This is a genomic window from Flagellimonas algicida, assembly GCF_049629585.1.
Classification (GTDB): domain Bacteria; phylum Bacteroidota; class Bacteroidia; order Flavobacteriales; family Flavobacteriaceae; genus Flagellimonas.
On record NZ_JBMYIX010000001.1, the window covers coordinates 1,060,030 to 1,076,835 of the forward strand.

Annotated in this window: 16 protein-coding genes and 1 other RNA gene; 12 read left to right on the top strand and 5 right to left on the bottom strand. The window is 44.9% G+C overall.

All coding sequences use genetic code 11. From position 1 onward, the window contains the following. Positions 1–199: 199 nt before the first annotated feature. Positions 200–919, top strand: a complete 720-nt coding sequence (locus ACPD8L_RS04720; protein ID WP_423942276.1) for a hypothetical protein — start codon at positions 200–202, stop codon at positions 917–919. Here the strand turns inward: ACPD8L_RS04720 and ACPD8L_RS04725 are convergent. Next, on the bottom strand, positions 916–2,544 hold the full coding sequence (locus tag ACPD8L_RS04725) for an ABC-F family ATP-binding cassette domain-containing protein (protein ID WP_421809550.1): 1,629 nt from the start codon (positions 2,542–2,544) through the stop codon (positions 916–918). The two genes, ACPD8L_RS04720 and ACPD8L_RS04725, sit on opposite strands and share 4 nt — an antisense overlap. A 169-nt stretch (positions 2,545–2,713) precedes the next feature. On the opposite strand from ACPD8L_RS04725, the gene ACPD8L_RS04730 reads away from it, so the two are divergent. After that, entirely contained in the window at positions 2,714–4,102 is a 1,389-nt protein-coding gene (locus ACPD8L_RS04730; RefSeq protein ID WP_421809551.1) for a TlpA family protein disulfide reductase, read from the top strand. Between the two features lie 60 nt (positions 4,103–4,162). Here ACPD8L_RS04730 and fsa read toward each other — a convergent pair whose 3' ends face one another. From fsa to ffs, 3 genes are all read right to left on the bottom strand, one after another. Further along, positions 4,163–4,819 (bottom strand): fructose-6-phosphate aldolase, encoded by a 657-nt coding sequence (gene fsa / locus ACPD8L_RS04735; RefSeq protein ID WP_116217858.1) that lies wholly within the window; start codon positions 4,817–4,819, stop codon positions 4,163–4,165. Between the two features lie 37 nt (positions 4,820–4,856). Next, positions 4,857–5,666, bottom strand: a complete 810-nt coding sequence (locus ACPD8L_RS04740) for an SDR family oxidoreductase (RefSeq protein ID WP_293300964.1) — start codon at positions 5,664–5,666, stop codon at positions 4,857–4,859. 24 nt (positions 5,667–5,690) lie between these two features. Beyond that, positions 5,691–5,789: signal recognition particle sRNA small type (gene ffs, locus ACPD8L_RS04745), an RNA gene on the bottom strand. 75 nt (positions 5,790–5,864) lie between these two features. On the opposite strand from ffs, the gene ACPD8L_RS04750 reads away from it, so the two are divergent. The 9 genes from ACPD8L_RS04750 (at position 5,865) to ACPD8L_RS04790 (ending at position 14,020) form a co-directional block, all read left to right on the top strand. Further along, on the top strand, positions 5,865–6,929 hold the full coding sequence (locus tag ACPD8L_RS04750) for a glutaminyl-peptide cyclotransferase (protein WP_293300966.1): 1,065 nt from the start codon (positions 5,865–5,867) through the stop codon (positions 6,927–6,929). Continuing rightward, a complete protein-coding gene (locus ACPD8L_RS04755; RefSeq protein WP_423942277.1) occupies positions 6,929–7,318 on the top strand; it encodes an acyl-CoA thioesterase in 390 nt (129 codons plus the stop codon). The genes ACPD8L_RS04750 and ACPD8L_RS04755 overlap by 1 nt, the downstream gene beginning before the upstream one ends. A gap of 32 nt (positions 7,319–7,350) precedes the next feature. Continuing rightward, complete coding sequence (locus tag ACPD8L_RS04760; RefSeq protein ID WP_423942279.1) at positions 7,351–8,856, top strand: choice-of-anchor Q domain-containing protein; 1,506 nt, start codon at positions 7,351–7,353, stop codon at positions 8,854–8,856. A 128-nt stretch (positions 8,857–8,984) separates the two neighbouring features. Next, entirely contained in the window at positions 8,985–9,716 is a 732-nt protein-coding gene (locus ACPD8L_RS04765) for a LytR/AlgR family response regulator transcription factor (RefSeq protein WP_293300971.1), read from the top strand. Positions 9,717–9,855: 139 nt separating this feature from the next. After that, on the top strand, positions 9,856–10,035 hold the full coding sequence (locus ACPD8L_RS04770; protein WP_423942281.1) for a hypothetical protein: 180 nt from the start codon (positions 9,856–9,858) through the stop codon (positions 10,033–10,035). Between the two features lie 36 nt (positions 10,036–10,071). Beyond that, the gene (locus ACPD8L_RS04775; RefSeq protein ID WP_423942283.1) at positions 10,072–10,284 is read left to right on the top strand and encodes a hypothetical protein; all 213 of its coding nucleotides are present in this window, start codon (positions 10,072–10,074) and stop codon (positions 10,282–10,284) included. A gap of 97 nt (positions 10,285–10,381) precedes the next feature. Then, a complete protein-coding gene (locus ACPD8L_RS04780) occupies positions 10,382–12,487 on the top strand; it encodes a tetratricopeptide repeat-containing sensor histidine kinase (RefSeq protein WP_423942285.1) in 2,106 nt (701 codons plus the stop codon). A gap of 21 nt (positions 12,488–12,508) precedes the next feature. Next, the gene (locus ACPD8L_RS04785; RefSeq protein ID WP_116217865.1) at positions 12,509–13,186 is read left to right on the top strand and encodes a response regulator; all 678 of its coding nucleotides are present in this window, start codon (positions 12,509–12,511) and stop codon (positions 13,184–13,186) included. Between the two features lie 177 nt (positions 13,187–13,363). Continuing rightward, the gene (locus ACPD8L_RS04790; RefSeq protein WP_423942287.1) at positions 13,364–14,020 is read left to right on the top strand and encodes a hypothetical protein; all 657 of its coding nucleotides are present in this window, start codon (positions 13,364–13,366) and stop codon (positions 14,018–14,020) included. A 69-nt stretch (positions 14,021–14,089) separates the two neighbouring features. Here the strand turns inward: ACPD8L_RS04790 and glyA are convergent, their stop codons facing one another. After that, on the bottom strand, positions 14,090–15,364 hold the full coding sequence (gene glyA / locus ACPD8L_RS04795) for a serine hydroxymethyltransferase (protein ID WP_423942288.1): 1,275 nt from the start codon (positions 15,362–15,364) through the stop codon (positions 14,090–14,092). A gap of 250 nt (positions 15,365–15,614) precedes the next feature. On the opposite strand from glyA, the gene ACPD8L_RS04800 reads away from it, so the two are divergent. Continuing rightward, positions 15,615–16,799 (top strand): hypothetical protein, encoded by a 1,185-nt coding sequence (locus ACPD8L_RS04800; RefSeq protein ID WP_421809561.1) that lies wholly within the window; start codon positions 15,615–15,617, stop codon positions 16,797–16,799. Positions 16,800–16,806 lie beyond the last annotated feature (7 nt).

Here is a 16,806-nt window from a genome sequence, read left to right on the forward strand (position 1 = left end):
TTGGGACTTTAGTGGTTTCGTATGGTTTGTCGATTAAATGCTAAAAAACTTCGATAAGTTACATCTTTTAACTGGAATCAGCTGCATTTTTTTTACCATCACATTTGATTTAACACAACGTTAACATAACATGTTTTTCCCTAAGGATCAATCCCCTACACAATTCCTTAACTTTGAGTGGATTGCTAAGAAAAATGTTATGATTTTCGCTAAAACGGATATTGAAAAACAACTCTCTAGAGCTAGGAAAAAAAGACAAAAAGAAGTCCAAATATTGGAAGATGTCCATGAAATTTTGAGGAAGGACGTCTTGAAGGAAGAAAAAATCACCAAAGAACTCCGTTCCAAAACCACTTCTGTTGGGAATTCCTTTGTTTTTGACCTTTTGGAAACCGATAGAATCTATCATTTAGATCATATCAAGGAAATCTGTATCGATTATCGGCTTCGCTTTCTGGACAGTTCCTTTTTTAAGGGACATTTTCCCCAGAGTGCCCTTTCCAAAATCAAGGCATTGGAAGCCTTACATGATATCGATATCAAAGGTTACAAGATTATGGCACCCTCCAAGCTTTTTAAATTGGAAGACAAGGACGACCCTTTGCTCTTTGCCCCCATTGGCAACGGATACTATTATTTGGTGCACAAATGGGGCAATGACCTCCACCCCCTTAGAAAGATAATGGTCTGGCCGTTTAAAAATATAGTGAACCTCACCCTTTTTGTGGTGTTGATCAGTTATTTGGTAACACTGATGGTACCCGACGGGCTATTTTCCAAGAAAAATACAACGGCGGAGTTTTGGATCATCTTCTTTTTCATGTTCAAGTGCATTGCCTCCGTAGTCATCTTCTACGGATTTGCCTTGGGCAAGAATTTCAACCCCGCTATCTGGAACAGTAAGTACTTTAATGCCTAGGCCGTAACAGCATACATCTTTTCCCGTTGTTCCTTGATCGCCTTGTCCGACATGTAATCGTCAAAGGTCAAATAACGGTCTATGGAGCCTTTAGGGGTAAGCTCAATGATTCGATTGGCCACGGTATGTACAAATTCGTGGTCATGGGTGGTGAGCAATATGGTTCCCTTAAAGTTCTTCAAAGAGTTGTTGAATGCCGTGATGCTTTCCAAATCCAAGTGGTTGGTGGGTTCATCCAAAAGTAGAACGTTGGCGCGGAGCATCATCATGCGGCTCAACATACAACGCACCTTTTCACCACCGGAGAGTACCGTACATTTTTTAAGGGCCTCTTCCCCACTGAACAACATTTTACCCAAAAATCCACGGATATAAACCTCTTCGCGCTCCTCTTCGGTCTTGGCCCATTCGCGTAGCCAATCCACCAGGTTGACATCTTCCTTAAAATAATCGGAGTTATCGGCGGGCAAATAAGATTGGGTCGTGGTTACTCCCCATTGGTATGAGCCTCCATTGGCCTTGGTCTTTCCAGTAATGATATCGTAAAAAGCCGTAGTGGCCCTGGAATCCTTGGACAGAATGGCCACCTTATCGCCTTTGGCTAAGTTGATGTTCACATCCTGAAAGAGCAAATCCCCATCTTCTGACATGGCCGATAGTTTCTCCACGTTCAAAATTTGATCTCCGGCCTCACGCTCCCTATCAAAGATAATGGCGGGATATCTTCTACTGGACGGTTTGATATCTTCCACCTTGAGTTTGTCCAACATCTTTTTACGGGAAGTCGCTTGCTTGCTCTTGGCCACGTTCGCACTGAAACGCTGGATGAACTCCTGCAGTTCCTTGGCTTTTTCCTCCGCTTTTCTGTTCTGCTGTGCACGCTGGCGGGCAGCCAATTGGCTACTCTCGTACCAGAAGGTGTAATTTCCGGAAAAGAGATTGATCTTTCCAAAATCTATATCCGCAATACTGGTACAGACGGCATCCAAAAAGTGCCTGTCGTGAGAAACCACAATAACGGTGTTCTCATAATTGGCCAAGAAATTCTCCAACCAGTTAATGGTCTCATAATCCAAATCGTTCGTAGGCTCATCCATGATCAACACATCAGGGTTTCCGAACAAGGCCTGGGCCAATAGTACCCGCACCTTTAATTTGGAATCCATGTCTGCCATGGTGGTATAGTGCATATCTTCAGAAATTCCCAGATTGGACAAAAGGGCAGCGGCATCGCTATCGGCGTTCCATCCGTTCATTTCCTCGAACTGTACCTGCAACTCCCCTATCTTTTCGGCATTTTCATCGGTATAGTCCGCATACAGTGCATCTATCTGCTTTTTGATGTTGAACAAGGGCTTGTTCCCCATCACCACGGATTCCAACACCGTAAATTCATCGTACGCATTGTGGTTCTGCTCCAGAATGGACATCCGCTTGCCCGGTTCCAGGTGCACATGCCCTGATGTGGGGTCTATCTGGCCTGATAAAATCTTCAGAAAGGTTGATTTCCCAGCGCCGTTGGCACCAATGATCCCATAGCAATTTCCATGGGTAAAGGTTACATTGACCTCATCGAACAACACTCGTTTTCCAAACTGTACCGATAAATTGGATACTGATAACATGTACTATTTATTTTTTTGCAAAAGTAGCTAAAACCACTCCTTATTTCGAAATTTAAACGCACTTTATTAAGCCTCACAAAAACAGGGTTTTACAACATTTAACTCACCATTAACAGGATCGGGCTAAGGGGATGCTTAATTTTGTGTGTTAATGTATGGTTCCCATTATATGGTAAGATTATTACTCGGCCTCACCTTACTGTCTTTTCTAGCATGCGGGAAAAAATCCTCGGATTGTCCTGCTGTTTTCTTTGGTGGGGAGATAGTGAACCCTACCAGCGACTATGTGGTCCTGTATCGAAATGACGTTTACGTGGATTCGGTGAAACTGGACAACAACAGTCGTTTCTCATTTGATCTTGAAGGAATAGAAGAGGGATTGTATCATTTTGACCACAGTCCTGAACTGCAATATGTGTATTTACAAGGAGGGGACAGCCTGCTTATCCGATTGAACACCTTGGAATTTGACGAGTCCCTTGTATTCTCCGGAAAGGGAAGCGAAATCAACAATTTCTTGATTGAAATGTTCCTCGCACATGAAAACGAAGAGCCCCTTATTTACGACCTATACGAACTGGACCCTAAATCCTTCGACCAAAAGATTGATTCGTTAAAAGCCCTAAAGATTGCCCACTTGAAGGAATTGGAAACCGACAACGGTCAATTTACGGGGAAAGAGTTGGCCATGGCCAAAGCGGCCATTGACTACAATAGTTATCTGTACAAGGAAAAATATCCTTTTTACCATAAGAAACGAACCGGTGAGGATACCGTACATGAACTCAGCAGTTCGTTTTATGAGTACCGAAAGAACCTAAACCTCAACAATAAGGACCTTACGTATTTTAGACCTTATTTTGATTTCATGAAATGGCATTTTGGCAACCTGTCCTACATGACCTGCATGGATGATTGCCACATGGGAAAAGCTCCTATAAGTGACCGTCTCCACTTTAACAACCACAAGCTTCATCTTGTGGACAGTCTGGTCCAAGAGCAAGAGCTTAGGGACATCCTTTTCAGGAACATTGCCGTGGATTACCTGTTGAAAGAACACAACCCCAGCGAAGAATGCCGGGTGTTCATAGACAAGTTCCGTTCCCTTTCTTCCAATGATGACCACAAAAAGGAGATTGACGCACTATATTCCGGCATCAAGAGCCTACAGCCCAACAACAGTCTCCCAGATATTGTGGTAAGGGATGTGGACGATAATGAGGTTCATCTTAAAGATGTGGTCAGCAAAAAGAAAAATACCGTCTTTTATTTTTGGACCGCCGACCAAAAAGGGCATTTTAAAAACATTACCCAACGTATTGCACTACTTGAAAAGAAACATCCAGAATACAATTTTGTTGGCATCAACTTAAAGACAAGCCACACCCAATGGGTAAATATGCTGGAAGAGTTTCATTTGGACAAGACCAACCAATATCACGGGGAGGATTTCAAGGAAATCCAAATGGCCATGATCGTGGATGGCCTCAATAAATGTGTAATCACCCAAGACTCTTTGATTGTCAACGCCTTTGGCAATCTATATGCTTCCTTTTAATTGACCCCAAAAAAAAAGCCTCGGTTTCCCAAGGCTCTTTCTTCATCGTATTTTCTTTTCTTACGAGTTTCCTTTTCGGTAATCGGCCAAGAATTTTTCAAGTCCGATATCGGTAAGTGGGTGTTTCAACAATCCAGTGATGGACGACAAAGGTCCGGTCATGACATCGGCACCGATCTTCGCACAATCGATTACGTGCATGGTATGACGAATGGAAGCGGCCAAAATCTGGGTATCAAATCCGTAGTTGTCATAAATCAACCTAATCTCGGAAATGAGGTTCAACCCATCGGTGGAAATATCATCCAAACGACCCAAGAACGGAGAAACATAAGTCGCTCCCGCCTTAGCGGCCAACAAGGCCTGTCCTGCAGAAAAGACCAAGGTACAGTTGGTACGAATACCATTATCCGAAAAATATTTCAACGCCTTTACCCCATCTTTGATCATGGGCACTTTTACCACTATCTGTTCATGCAGCTCGGCCAATTCCTCACCTTCCTTGACCATGGCATCAAATTCAGTGGCCACAACTTCTGCGGATACATCCCCATCAACAATGTTGCAGATGTCCACATAATGCTTTAAAATATTGTCTTTCCCGGTAATGCCCTCCTTGGCCATCAAGGACGGATTGGTAGTAACACCATCCAAGACGCCCAATTGCTGTGCTTCCTTTATTTGATCAAGATTAGCGGTATCAATAAAAAACTTCATTCCTTTAATATATAAGTGATTAGTATGAGGTATAAAACTACAATTTATAATGGTTGATCAGTAGTTTTTCGTAGAGTTTATCGGGTAAAATGTTCTTTAGCACCAAGGAAAACCTTTGCATAAAGGCACCCACGGGATTATGCACCTTGGGGCGTTTCTGGTCAATGATCTTGTATACGGCCTCGGCCACTTGAATGGGGTCCCCTGCACTGTTCACATCATCATTGATGGATTCAATGGTATGGGCGTACTTGTCCTCGTAAGGCGAACCGTTAAGCACTGGGGCATGGTATCTCCCTGCTGCAATATTGGTAGCAAAATCCCCAGGGGCCACATTGGTAATGGTAATGCCAAAATCCTTGACCTCCATGCGCAACGCTTCGGTGATCAGTCCCAAAGCACCTTTGGTGGCCGAATAAAATCCTCGGAACGGCAAGCCCATATACCCTGCAATGGAGGTAATGTTGATGATCGCTCCCCCACCCTGCTGGCGCATTTGCGGCAGTACGGCTTTCATCACATGGACAGGTCCGTGAAAATTGGTATCAAATACATCCAGGATTTCTTCATGGGGGGTTTCCTCAATGGGGCCGGTAATTCCTTTTCCCGCATTGTTGATCAACACATCCAAACGACCTTCCTTGGAAACGACCGTGGAAACGGCTCTTTGGATGCTCTCCACATCTTTCACATCCAACTGGATGAGCTCAAAAGCATCAAAATAAGGGTGATTGTCCGGGTTTCGTGTGGTCCCGTAAACCGTAAGGCCTTTGGAGGTCAAAAAGGTTCCAATGGCCTTGCCTATGCCAGAGGAGCCGCCGGTGATCAAAACAACTTTCTTATCCATGGCCATCTGAGTTTAGGGAACAAAAAAAGGCAAGCTACCTACATCGCACCGCTACGACCGCATACCCTTGCTGCGTTCCCGCCCTGGGGGATTCTGCAGGAGCTGGTCGTGTAGGACTTGCCTGTGCAAATATACGACCTTTTAAAATTTGCCACAATCCTATTTCATGCTTAATTTCGAAGGGTAAGCATTTCCACTATGAAACATGCACTTAAGACCATGATAAAATTAGCTTCCATTTTTGGGTTTTTGCTCTTCTTCCTAGGTTGCGGCGGAGAGAACGACCCATCCAAACTGTTCTCCATTCAATTGGAAAACAACAACATACAGCAAAACCAAAAAGTAGGTGTTGCCATCAAGAACAAAAAAGACCTTGAGATTTCCAGCATCAAGTACATTCTGGAGGGCCGGGAACTTTCTTTGGAAGACAACCAAATTACCATGGACGCAAAAACGTTGGGGAATAAAACCCTAGTGGCCCAAATTGAAATTGAGGGGCGAACCGTGGAGATCAAGGAAGATTTTCGACTGTTGGCCGCCCAAGCCCCGGAAATCTACACCTATGAAATTGTGAACACCTATCCCCACGATCCCACAGCCTACACCCAAGGCTTGGAGTTCCATAACGGAACACTATATGAAAGTACCGGGAAGAGAGGAGCCTCCACCGTTAGAAAAGTAAATTTTGAAACCGGCGAGGTGCTCCAAAAAATAGATATGGACAATTCGGTGTTCGGAGAGGGCATTACCCTTCTCAACGACCGCCTCTACCAACTTACCTGGCAAAGCGGCCTGGGCTATGTGTACCATACCTCCAACTTGGAAAAAATCAAGAATTTCAGCTATGGCGAAAGTCGGGAAGGCTGGGGACTCTGTAACGATGGCAAAAAACTCTACAAGAGCGACGGAACCGAAAAAATCTGGTTTTTGGACCCCGAGTCCCTTGAAGAAATAGGCCATATTGAAACAGCGACCAACAAATCCATTTTCAACAAGGCCAACGAACTGGAATATGTGGACGGAAAAATCTACGCCAACGTCTACCAAAAGGAAAGTATGATGATCATTGATGCCACTTCCGGCGCCATTGAAGGGGTCATCAACTTTGGTGGGCTCAAGGGCAAGGTCAATAAAGGACCCAACTGGGACGACACCAATTCCGTGCTCAACGGAGTGGCCTACCATAAGGAAAGGGGCACTTTTTTTGTCACCGGAAAGAATTGGGACAAGTTGTTCGAGGTGAACATTCGTAAAAAAGATTGATGAAGACCTACGCTGAAGTATTGGACGTATCCAAAGAAGACCTGGACGACCTGAACCACGTGAACAACATCCGTTACATTGAATGGATTCAGGACATTTCCAAAAAACATTGGGAAAAAGTCGCCCCACAAGCCATGCGCAACGAAATGGTCTGGGTAGTGCGCAACCACAATATCAACTATCTGAAATCCGCCGTTTTGGGCGACACCCTGCAAATCTCTACCTATATAAAGGACAATACCGGCCCGTTGTCCACCCGAGTGGTGGAGATCAAAAACAATAAAACAGGGCAACTTTTAGTTAATGCCCATACCGAATGGTGTCTATTGGATGCGAAGACCTTTCGTCCCAAACGTGTCCCGGAGACCGTTCATAACCTATTCTTATAGTGGTCCGGCACATACAACTTTTATCAATCACAGTGGGGCTTGTCCTTATTGTACTTGGGGCATCATGCCGCAACGATTTTGAATTTGTGCCCAGTTCCGGCCAGTTGGCATTTTCCAAGGACACTGTTTTTTTGGATACCGTTTTCACCAATATCGGGAGTAGCACCTATACCTTAAAGGTATATAACCGCTCCCAACAGGATATCCTTATCCCCTATGTGGGATTGGAAACCGGGCAGAACAGTAGTTATCGACTCAATGTGGATGGCATGGCGGGCAAGGAGTTCAACAATGTGCCCCTCTTGGCCAAGGACAGCCTTTTTGTGTTCATCGAGACCACTTTTGATATTACCCAGACCACCCTCAACGAATTTTTATATACCGAAGGCCTTCTGTTCGGCAACGGCGGCTCCACCCAAAGGGTGGAATTGGTCACCTTGGTCAAGGATGCCGTTTTTCTATACCCCGCTACCCAATCCGATGGCACCAAGGAAACCCTGGTCTTGGGACAGGACGAAGCAGGGAACGATATTACCGTAGAAGGGTTTTTTCTGGAACCGGACCAACTGGACTTTACCAACGAAAAGCCCTATGTGATCTACGGCTACGCAGCCGTCCCGGATGGCAATGTCCTTACCGTACAACCCGGCGCTAGGGTTCATTTTCACAACCGTTCCGGGATACTTGTAAATGAAGGGGCAACCCTCCACATCAATGGGGCCTTGAGCGAAGATCCCACGGCCTTGGAAAATGAGGTCATCTTTGAAGGGGACCGCTTGGAACCCGGCTATGCCGATGTCCCCGGACAATGGGGCACACTCTGGATCAGGGAAGGCAGCACCGGCAATTCCATTGACCATCTCACCCTAAAAAATGCCACCGTTGGGTTACGGGTAGAAGGGGACGGCATCTTGGACACCCCCACCCTTCATGTACGGAACACCCAAATTTATAACAGCCAAGAGCACAACCTTTGGGCCACCGCCGCACACATACAGGCCCAAAACACCGTTCTGGGCGGAGCGGGAAGCTCTTCCCTATACATAGACCTGGGCGGACAATACCGTTTTGTGCACTCCACCTTGGCCAATTATTGGAGCCATGGCTTTAGGAGCGGCACTACCCTATCCCTCGCCAACTTTGCGGGCGGGGTGGCCAATGACCTGCAACAAGCGGACTTTATCAACTGTATTGTGGCCGGGAGTCTGTCTTTGGAACTGGCCCTACTACAGGATTCCAGCGCCAATTTCAACTTTGGCTTTGACCACTGTTTGCTGCAGTTTAACGATAACAATGATCAGTTTGGAGAAAATCCCCTCTATAATTTTGGCAATACGGACCTTTACCGTAACATAGTGTTGAACCAAGAGCCAAACTTTTTCAACCCATCTAAAAACCAACTGACCATTCATGACAACTCTGCAGCCATTGACAAGGGCGACCCCGACGCTTCACTTTCCGTTCCCGCAGATATTTTAGGAATGGATAGGACCCAAAATCCAGACTTGGGCGCCTATGAATTCACGGACAACAATTGATTTTTAACCTTTTTTTGTGAAAAAAGTAGGAAAATAGCCCAGTTTAGAGGGAAACCCATAGTTTTTTTAAGGTAAAACTGCAATGAGTTTATTTTGCACGTTAGTAACTTGCAATCAGCATTTTGCATATGGATTACACCTACACTGTCATAGATTCCAGCGCAACCTCAAAGCTTCAATTACAGCTCTATTTGCAGGAATATGAAGACTTGGTCTGTGCAGGGGAGGCCACCAGCGCTACAGAAGGGTTGAACGTTATTTTAAAGTTCTCCCCAGACGTGGTGTTCGTGAATTTGGCCCAAGATGGTCTGGAGTGTTTCCAAATGGTAACGGAACTCAACCAGTACATGCCCACACTCCCTATCATCATTGGGTATGCCGACACCAAAAAATATGCGTACAATGCCATTAAAAGTGGCTTTTTCGACTATTGGATACTGCCTCATAATGAATTTGACGTACGTAAGACCATTATGAGGCTCCGCAAAGTACATCCCAAGCACCACATTCCTTCCACCATTTGCCTTAAATCCTATAACGACTATAGGTATCTGGACACCAAGGATATCCTTTATTTAAAATCGGACAACAACGCCACCGACTTTTTTATGCGGGACGGCAGCGTGGTAAGCGCCTTTAAGACCCTCAAGTCTTTTGAGGACAAATTGCCCCAAGGGTTCATCCGTATACACCAGAGCTATATCCTCAATGGCAACTACGTTTCGCGTATCAACTACGGTAAATCCCTCTGTACCCTAAAGAACGGACAGGAAGAGCTTCCGTTCTCCAAAACCTATAAGGAACAAGTGGATGGCCTTAAGGATTTTCTCTCCAAAACGGCGGTTGGGGAGTTAAATTGAGCAAATTCTAACAGATTCCTGCAAAATTCTAGCAGAATCCCTACAAATTCTAAAAATCCTTCAATAGAGTAAACTTCTCGGTATTAGGTAGATAATTTGGCTGCACAAACCTATTTCATTAAACCATAAACCTAATATTATGAAAAAATTACTATCTATTTTTGCGATTGCCCTTCTTACTACTGGACTATTTTCTTGCGAAGCGGAAACCGACGTACAAGACACCGAAGCTATGGTAAAGAGCATTAGCGTGGACATTGATCAAAGTGCCACGGAAGGAAAGCAATCCGATGACGAAGATCGCGGAGGAAGCAATTAATTTTTGTATTCCGCTGATTCTCTATAGTTTTAGGTCATGAAAAAAATGTTTCGCCTCCTTATAGGTACTCTTATAGTGTGTGCACTTGTTGCCAACGATCAGGAAAGGTCCCCCACAGGTAACCTACAGATACAATCGGCCCTGATAGACTTGGACGACACGGGTTTACCACCGGATAAGGTGAGGCTGAACAGCTTTAGACACCATCTGTCCGGGTTCCGATCCAACGCAGACGACCGGAAACTCTAAAAGATAGACTACATATGATACAGCCCCAACCTCACTCACGGTATGGGGCTTTTTTGTTACCTTGTATGGGCTTAATATGTACTAAACCTACTATATTTTGAAAATTGGATATTTTACCATCGTCTTGATCCTTCTGGTGGGGTGCGCCCAAAACGCCCCAAGAAACGAGGACCCCTCAGCGGAAAAGATCGAGGCCATTAAGCAATTGATCGGTTCCGCGCGGGACAGTACGGGGCTTCCTTTGGAAGAGCGCCGGCAGTTTTTGCATAAGGCCCAGGAAATCACCTTCGCCTTGCCCAATGACAGCCTGCTGTTGACCAATCTTTCGAATATTTCCTTAGCGTATAGGGACCTTCCGGATTCTATAGCCTTCCGGAAGACCAACGCACAGGTCTTGTTAATGTCCAAAGAAACAGAACTCTATACCACTTTGGGATATTCCCATTGGGACTTGGCCACCTTTTTCAAAAACAATGGGGTTCTGGACAGTTCCTTTTATCACTATCAAAAGGCAATGAACAGCTTTGAGTTGTTACCCGTAGATCCAAACTCCCGCTCCCTAAAAGCAAAGATGCTCTATAGCATGGGGAAAATACAGGATTCCTATAAAGACTATCTAGGAGCTGAAACCAGTATTACGGAAGCCTTGCGAATCTTTACAGATTTAGAGGACACCAAAAGAATCTATAATTGCTATAACGTGTTGGGCATCATAGCCAGCGGCATGGGCAATAGCGACAAGTCCTTGGAATACTTTCAAAAAGCCCGTTCCTACATAGACGATATGGAAAGTATGGACCGCATAAAATATACGGAGCAGACCCAAAACAATATTGCCCATGAGTTTTTAAAGAAAGAGGATTACGGCCGCGCCAAGGTAGCCTTTGGGGAGCTGCTCCAAAACGAGGGGATTTTTGCCCGGAACCCGGAATTGTATTCCCTATCCCTCTCCAGCAGGGCCTATTCCCTCTATAAGGATGAAAACGATCTGGAGAAATCCAAAAAGTTGTTGCAACAGGCCATAAGGATCAACGATAGTATTGATTATCCCTTTGAGCAAGCACGAGTTAAAAAATACTATGCCGAGATTTTGGCCGATCAGGGCGATACGGCCAACGCCATTACCTACGCCAAGGAATCCCGTGGCCTGGCCAAACAGACCTATAATAATGAAGGGTTGATGGAGGTACTGCGCCTGCTCACCAAACTGGACAGCAATAATGCCGCGGCCTACTCCAACGAGTACTACGATCTTAACGAGACCATAAAGGCAGAGGAACGCACCAAACGGGACAAGTTTGCCCGCATACGTATGGAAACCGATGAGATTGCCCAAGAAAATGTGGTCCTTACCCGCCAAAGCCAAATTTGGGCAGGGATATCTGTCTTGACCGTCATTTTTCTTTTGGGAGGTTACATCATCTCGGTACAGAAAATCAGCAACGACAGGTTAAAGTCCGAGGAAAAGCAGCAAAAGCTCAACCAAAAGGTCTACGACCTCATGCTCCAGCAGCAGGGCAAATTTCAGGAAGGCAAACAATTGGAACAAAAACGTATTTCCGAAGAACTACACGATGGCGTCTTGGGCGAAATGCTGGGCATACGACTCATTCTCAGCGCACTCAACAACAAGGATGACGAGGCCTCTGTGCGGAAGCGGAGCGATTTTCTGGAGCGTTTGCAGCATGTGGAGGAAGATATCCGTACCATTTCGCACGAACTGAACGATGCGGCCTATAAAAAATTTCATAATTTTATCTTATCCGTGGAGACCCTGCTCAGCGAGACAGAGGATTCTTCCATGGCCAAATGCTCTTTAACGTACAGCAGCGAGGTAAATTGGGACAGGCTCTGGATGGAGATCAAGATCAACGTGATACGGATCATCCAGGAAAGCTTGAAGAATTCGACCACCCATGGCCATTCCGAAAACATAAAGGTGAATTTTGACGTACAGGGCGAAAAATTGAAAGTGACCATCGCCGATGACGGAATTGGTTTTGATGTGGACAAGGGCAAGAAGGGCATTGGCCTCAAGAACATTGCCTCCAGAGTGGAAAAGATAAAGGGAACCTTGACCGTGGACAGTACCAAGAACGTAGGGACCACCATTGTCGTTACAATTCCCTGTAAGTACGAAAAACTGGCTGCAGCCCCAAACACTGATGATGAAGATTTTGAACAACAAGTTATTAATGCCTAAATCCTACACAAAATAGAACACATGAACACACTGAGAATATTGGCCATAGACGACCATGAAATGACCACTTTGGGATATAAATTCACCTTGGAGGCCATCACGTTAGATGACTATGATACCATTATTGTGGATACCACCAACACCTATGAGGAAGCGAAAAAACTCATTGAGGATTCCGTGAATTCCTTTAAATACGACCTATTACTGCTTGATGTACAATTGCAGAATCCGGACGAAAGTAGCGAACAGCCCCAAACCGGGGAGGAATTGGGCATCTTGGCCCGAAAAATTGTGCCGGAGACCAAAATAGCCTTTATGTCCTCCTTTAGCGATAACTTTAGGATCAACGGCATTCTGAAAACCGTGGACCCGGACGGATATCTGGTCAAGACGGACATAGACCCCAAAACCTTGAGAGAGGCCATTAAGACCGTAATCCAGAATCCGCCCTATTATTCTTCCAAGGCGTTGTCCGCCATACGGAAGAAAATGTCCAACGATCTGGACATTGATGAGAAGGACCGACAGATTTTGTACCACCTTTCCAAAGGGACCAAGACCAAGGATCTTGAAAAATTCATACGGCTTTCCCCCTCTTCCATAGAGAACAGAAAACGACACATGAAAACCCTTTTTGGTACCGAGAACGAGAACGATCTTGCCTTGATTCTTGCCGCCAAAAACCGAGGGTTTATTTAGAGCGTTCTTTCCCTTTTTCTTCGGACCAAGGGAAATTGGTAACTGGTTTTTGCAGTTTATGCCGTAAAAAACCTACAAACTGTACAAAACCCCCAGAATTTTTAAGGATTTCCTTCAACCCTAAAAAAAAGATTCATTCTAACTTTAAGGGTAAAAAAAAATTAGAACACTTTTCACATGTCATTCCCAAAGAAAACCAACCTAAATTTCCACCTTGGCGGCTCACGAGTATATGAGGTCGCAAATGGGCTGGATGAGTTTCTGAAAGTCCTGGAAAGGGATTTTTTCGCAGAAGCCAAAGTACAGTGCAATTTTGATGCTGAGACCAAAAAAACCGATCTCGTACTCGGCATCCATCTCAACTTCGGAATTACCGAAAGTCTACATTATCTCAACAAAGGGTCATGGGGAGGAATGACGTTTACAGAACATAACACCTTGGCCTCCTCGTCTTTTAAGGATTCCCTGTTGCGCTTGAACCAACAAAACTCCTATTCCATTGATATTGCGGAAATATCCTTTCATTTTAGGGACACTTCCGTTATTGTATCCAGACTATACGATCAGAGCATTCCGCAACAACTGGGCGATATCCTTCTGATGGTCAGCAAACATTTTGTGTACCTTACCAAAGGACTTACCGAAATGCCCTATGAAATATTTGTCCCGGTATTCGAGGATAAAGCCCAAAAGGCCGGGGAACCCCTACAAAAGCTCAATGACTATTTTGACTTTTGGGGCCTCTACTTTGAGGATGAAAAACAACACCAAGTAATGGTATACTCCCTTGAGGAAAGAAAGCTTAACCAAGATGACCTTTTTCTATTGGAGTAACACAATATCCCTTAAATAAAAAAAGCGCTGTAAAATTTACAGCGCTTTTTTTATTTATAGACTTACTTGTTATGCTTTGAACAAAGGTCTTGACTTCATAAGCTCATTGACCTTTTTCCGTACTTGGGCAATATTGCCCTCATCTTCCGAATTGGTAAGTACTTGATCTATGAACTCCACGATAGTCTCCATATCTTCTTCCTTTAGCCCCCTAGTGGTGATGGCCGCAGTACCAAAACGAATACCCGAAGTGATGAACGGTGATTGATCATCAAATGGAACCATGTTCTTGTTCGCTGTGATGGCCGCAAGTTCCAAAGCCTTTTCGGCATCTTTTCCAGTGATGTTCTTGTTCCTTAGGTCGATGAGCATCATATGGTTGTCCGTACCTCCAGAGATTACTTTGTAATCCCGCTTCACAAAAGCCTTGGCCATGGCTTCGGCATTCTTTTTTACTTGGAGCATATAGTGTAGGAACTCATCGGTCAAGGCTTCACCAAAAGCCACTGCCTTGGCTGCGATGATGTGCTCCAAAGGTCCTCCTTGGTTTCCTGGGAAAACGGCCAAATCCAATAAGGCCGACATTTTTCTGAGGTTACCGTTCTTTAGTTTGATCCCAAATGGGTTGTCAAAGTTCTTTCCCATCAAAATAAGACCTCCCCTTGGGCCCCTCAAGGTTTTGTGGGTGGTCGTGGTCACGATATGGCAATGTGGAACAGGGTCGTTCAAGATGCCTTTTGCTATCAATCCTGCCGGGTGCGATATGTCCGCCATTAAAATGGCACCCACACTATCTGCAACTTCCCGGAAACGGGCAAAATCCATGTCACGCGAATAGGCGGAAGCCCCTGCAATGATCAATTTGGGTTTTTCCCTTTCGGCAATCTCTTGGATCTTGTCGTAATTCAATGTTCCGGTTTCCTCATCCACCCCATAAAAAACGGGACGGTACAACCTACCTGAAAAATTCACGGGCGAACCGTGGGTCAAATGCCCCCCATGTGCCAAATCAAAGCCCAAAATGGTGTCCCCGGGCTTCAAGCACGCGTGGTATACAGCGGCATTGGCCTGAGAACCGGAGTGGGGCTGTACGTTGGCATACTCGGCACCAAAAAGCTCTTTGGCCCTGTCTATGGCCAATTGCTCCACTTGATCCACTACTTCACAACCTCCATAATAGCGCTTTCCGGGGTAACCCTCGGCATATTTGTTGGTCAATACCGATCCTGCGGCCTCCATTACTTGTGGGCTGGTAAAATTTTCGGAAGCGATCAGTTCCAATCCTTCTATTTGTCTATCCCTTTCCTGTGCTATCAGGTCAAAAATCTTCTGGTCTCTTTGCATTTGGCAATTAAATTTAACAAGGGCTAAAATTACGAATTGCTTACTGAATAATTCCAAAAAAAAGGAACGAGTATGTGATTTTTTCAAACAGGGATCAACATTTTTCACTTTCACATAACCTACTGAAAACAAGCCATTTTAAGGTCATTTCATCGGACATATACTACCGTTCGTCCTTTTTCGTTTATAAGTTGTGGGTTTTTGGCACAGCTGTTGAAAACAATAACACAACCAAATAAATTCAACGACCATGAAAAAAATTCTACTTTTTAGCATAATCACTCTTTTGGTCGCCTGTAGCGGTGTCAAGAAAACCTCTGAGGCCCTGAACTCAGGAAACTATGTCTCGGCCATGAACAGGGCCATAAAAAACCTTGCGGAGAACAAGACCAAAAAAGGCAACCAAACCTACATTATCCTATTGGAGGATGCTTTTGCCAAAAACACCCAAAGGGAGCAGTCAGAGATTTCATTTCTTCAGAACGATGGCAATCCGGCCAATCTGGAAACCATTTACAACAAATATCTGCAGTTAAAGGAAATCCAACAACGCATCAGGCCCCTATTGCCCCTCACTATTTATGAGGAAGGGCGCGATGCGCGGTTCAGTTTTGTGAACTATGACGCCAAAATCCTGAACACCAAGGACGACCTTTCGGAACATCTATACAACAATGCCCTAGGACTACTTTCCAGTGCCCGGACCAAAGCAGACTATAGAGCTGCCTATGATGACCTCAACTACTTGCAGGAAATCAACCCTGGCTACAAGGCCACTGTTGCCAAAATGGATGAAGCCTACAATAAAGGACTGGAGTTTGTAAGGGTGGAGATCGCCAACCAGACCGAACAGATCATCCCAGAACGATTGGAGAATGAACTTTTGGACTTCAACGCTTTCGGTATTGATAACTTTTGGTTGCAATATCATACCAATCCCTTGTCCAATGTAAAGTATGACTACGCCATGAACTTGGATTTTATGGAAATCAATGTTTCACCGGAACGTGTCAACGAGACCCAGATCATCAAGGAAAGACAGATCAAGGACGGTTGGGAATATCTATTGGACAGAAATGGAAATGTGGTGAAGGACAGCTTGGGTAACAAGATCAAAGTGGACAAAATGCGCACCGTGACCTGTAAGTTTTTCCAATTTACACAGAGCAAAAGTGCCCAAATTGGTGCCAAGGTCCGATTCACGGACCTAAGGAACGGGCAGGAAATCAACGCCTATCCCCTATCCAGTCAATTTGTGTTCGAACATATTTTCGCCAACTTTCAAGGCGATAAAAGAGCCTTGGAAGATGACCTTTTGGTATACTTGAACGCAAGGGAGGTACCCTTCCCGTCCAACGAGCAAATGGTCTACGATGCAGGAGAAGACCTCAAGACACGTTTAAAAGGCATTGTCTCAAAATATCAGTTCAATTAGAAAAAGG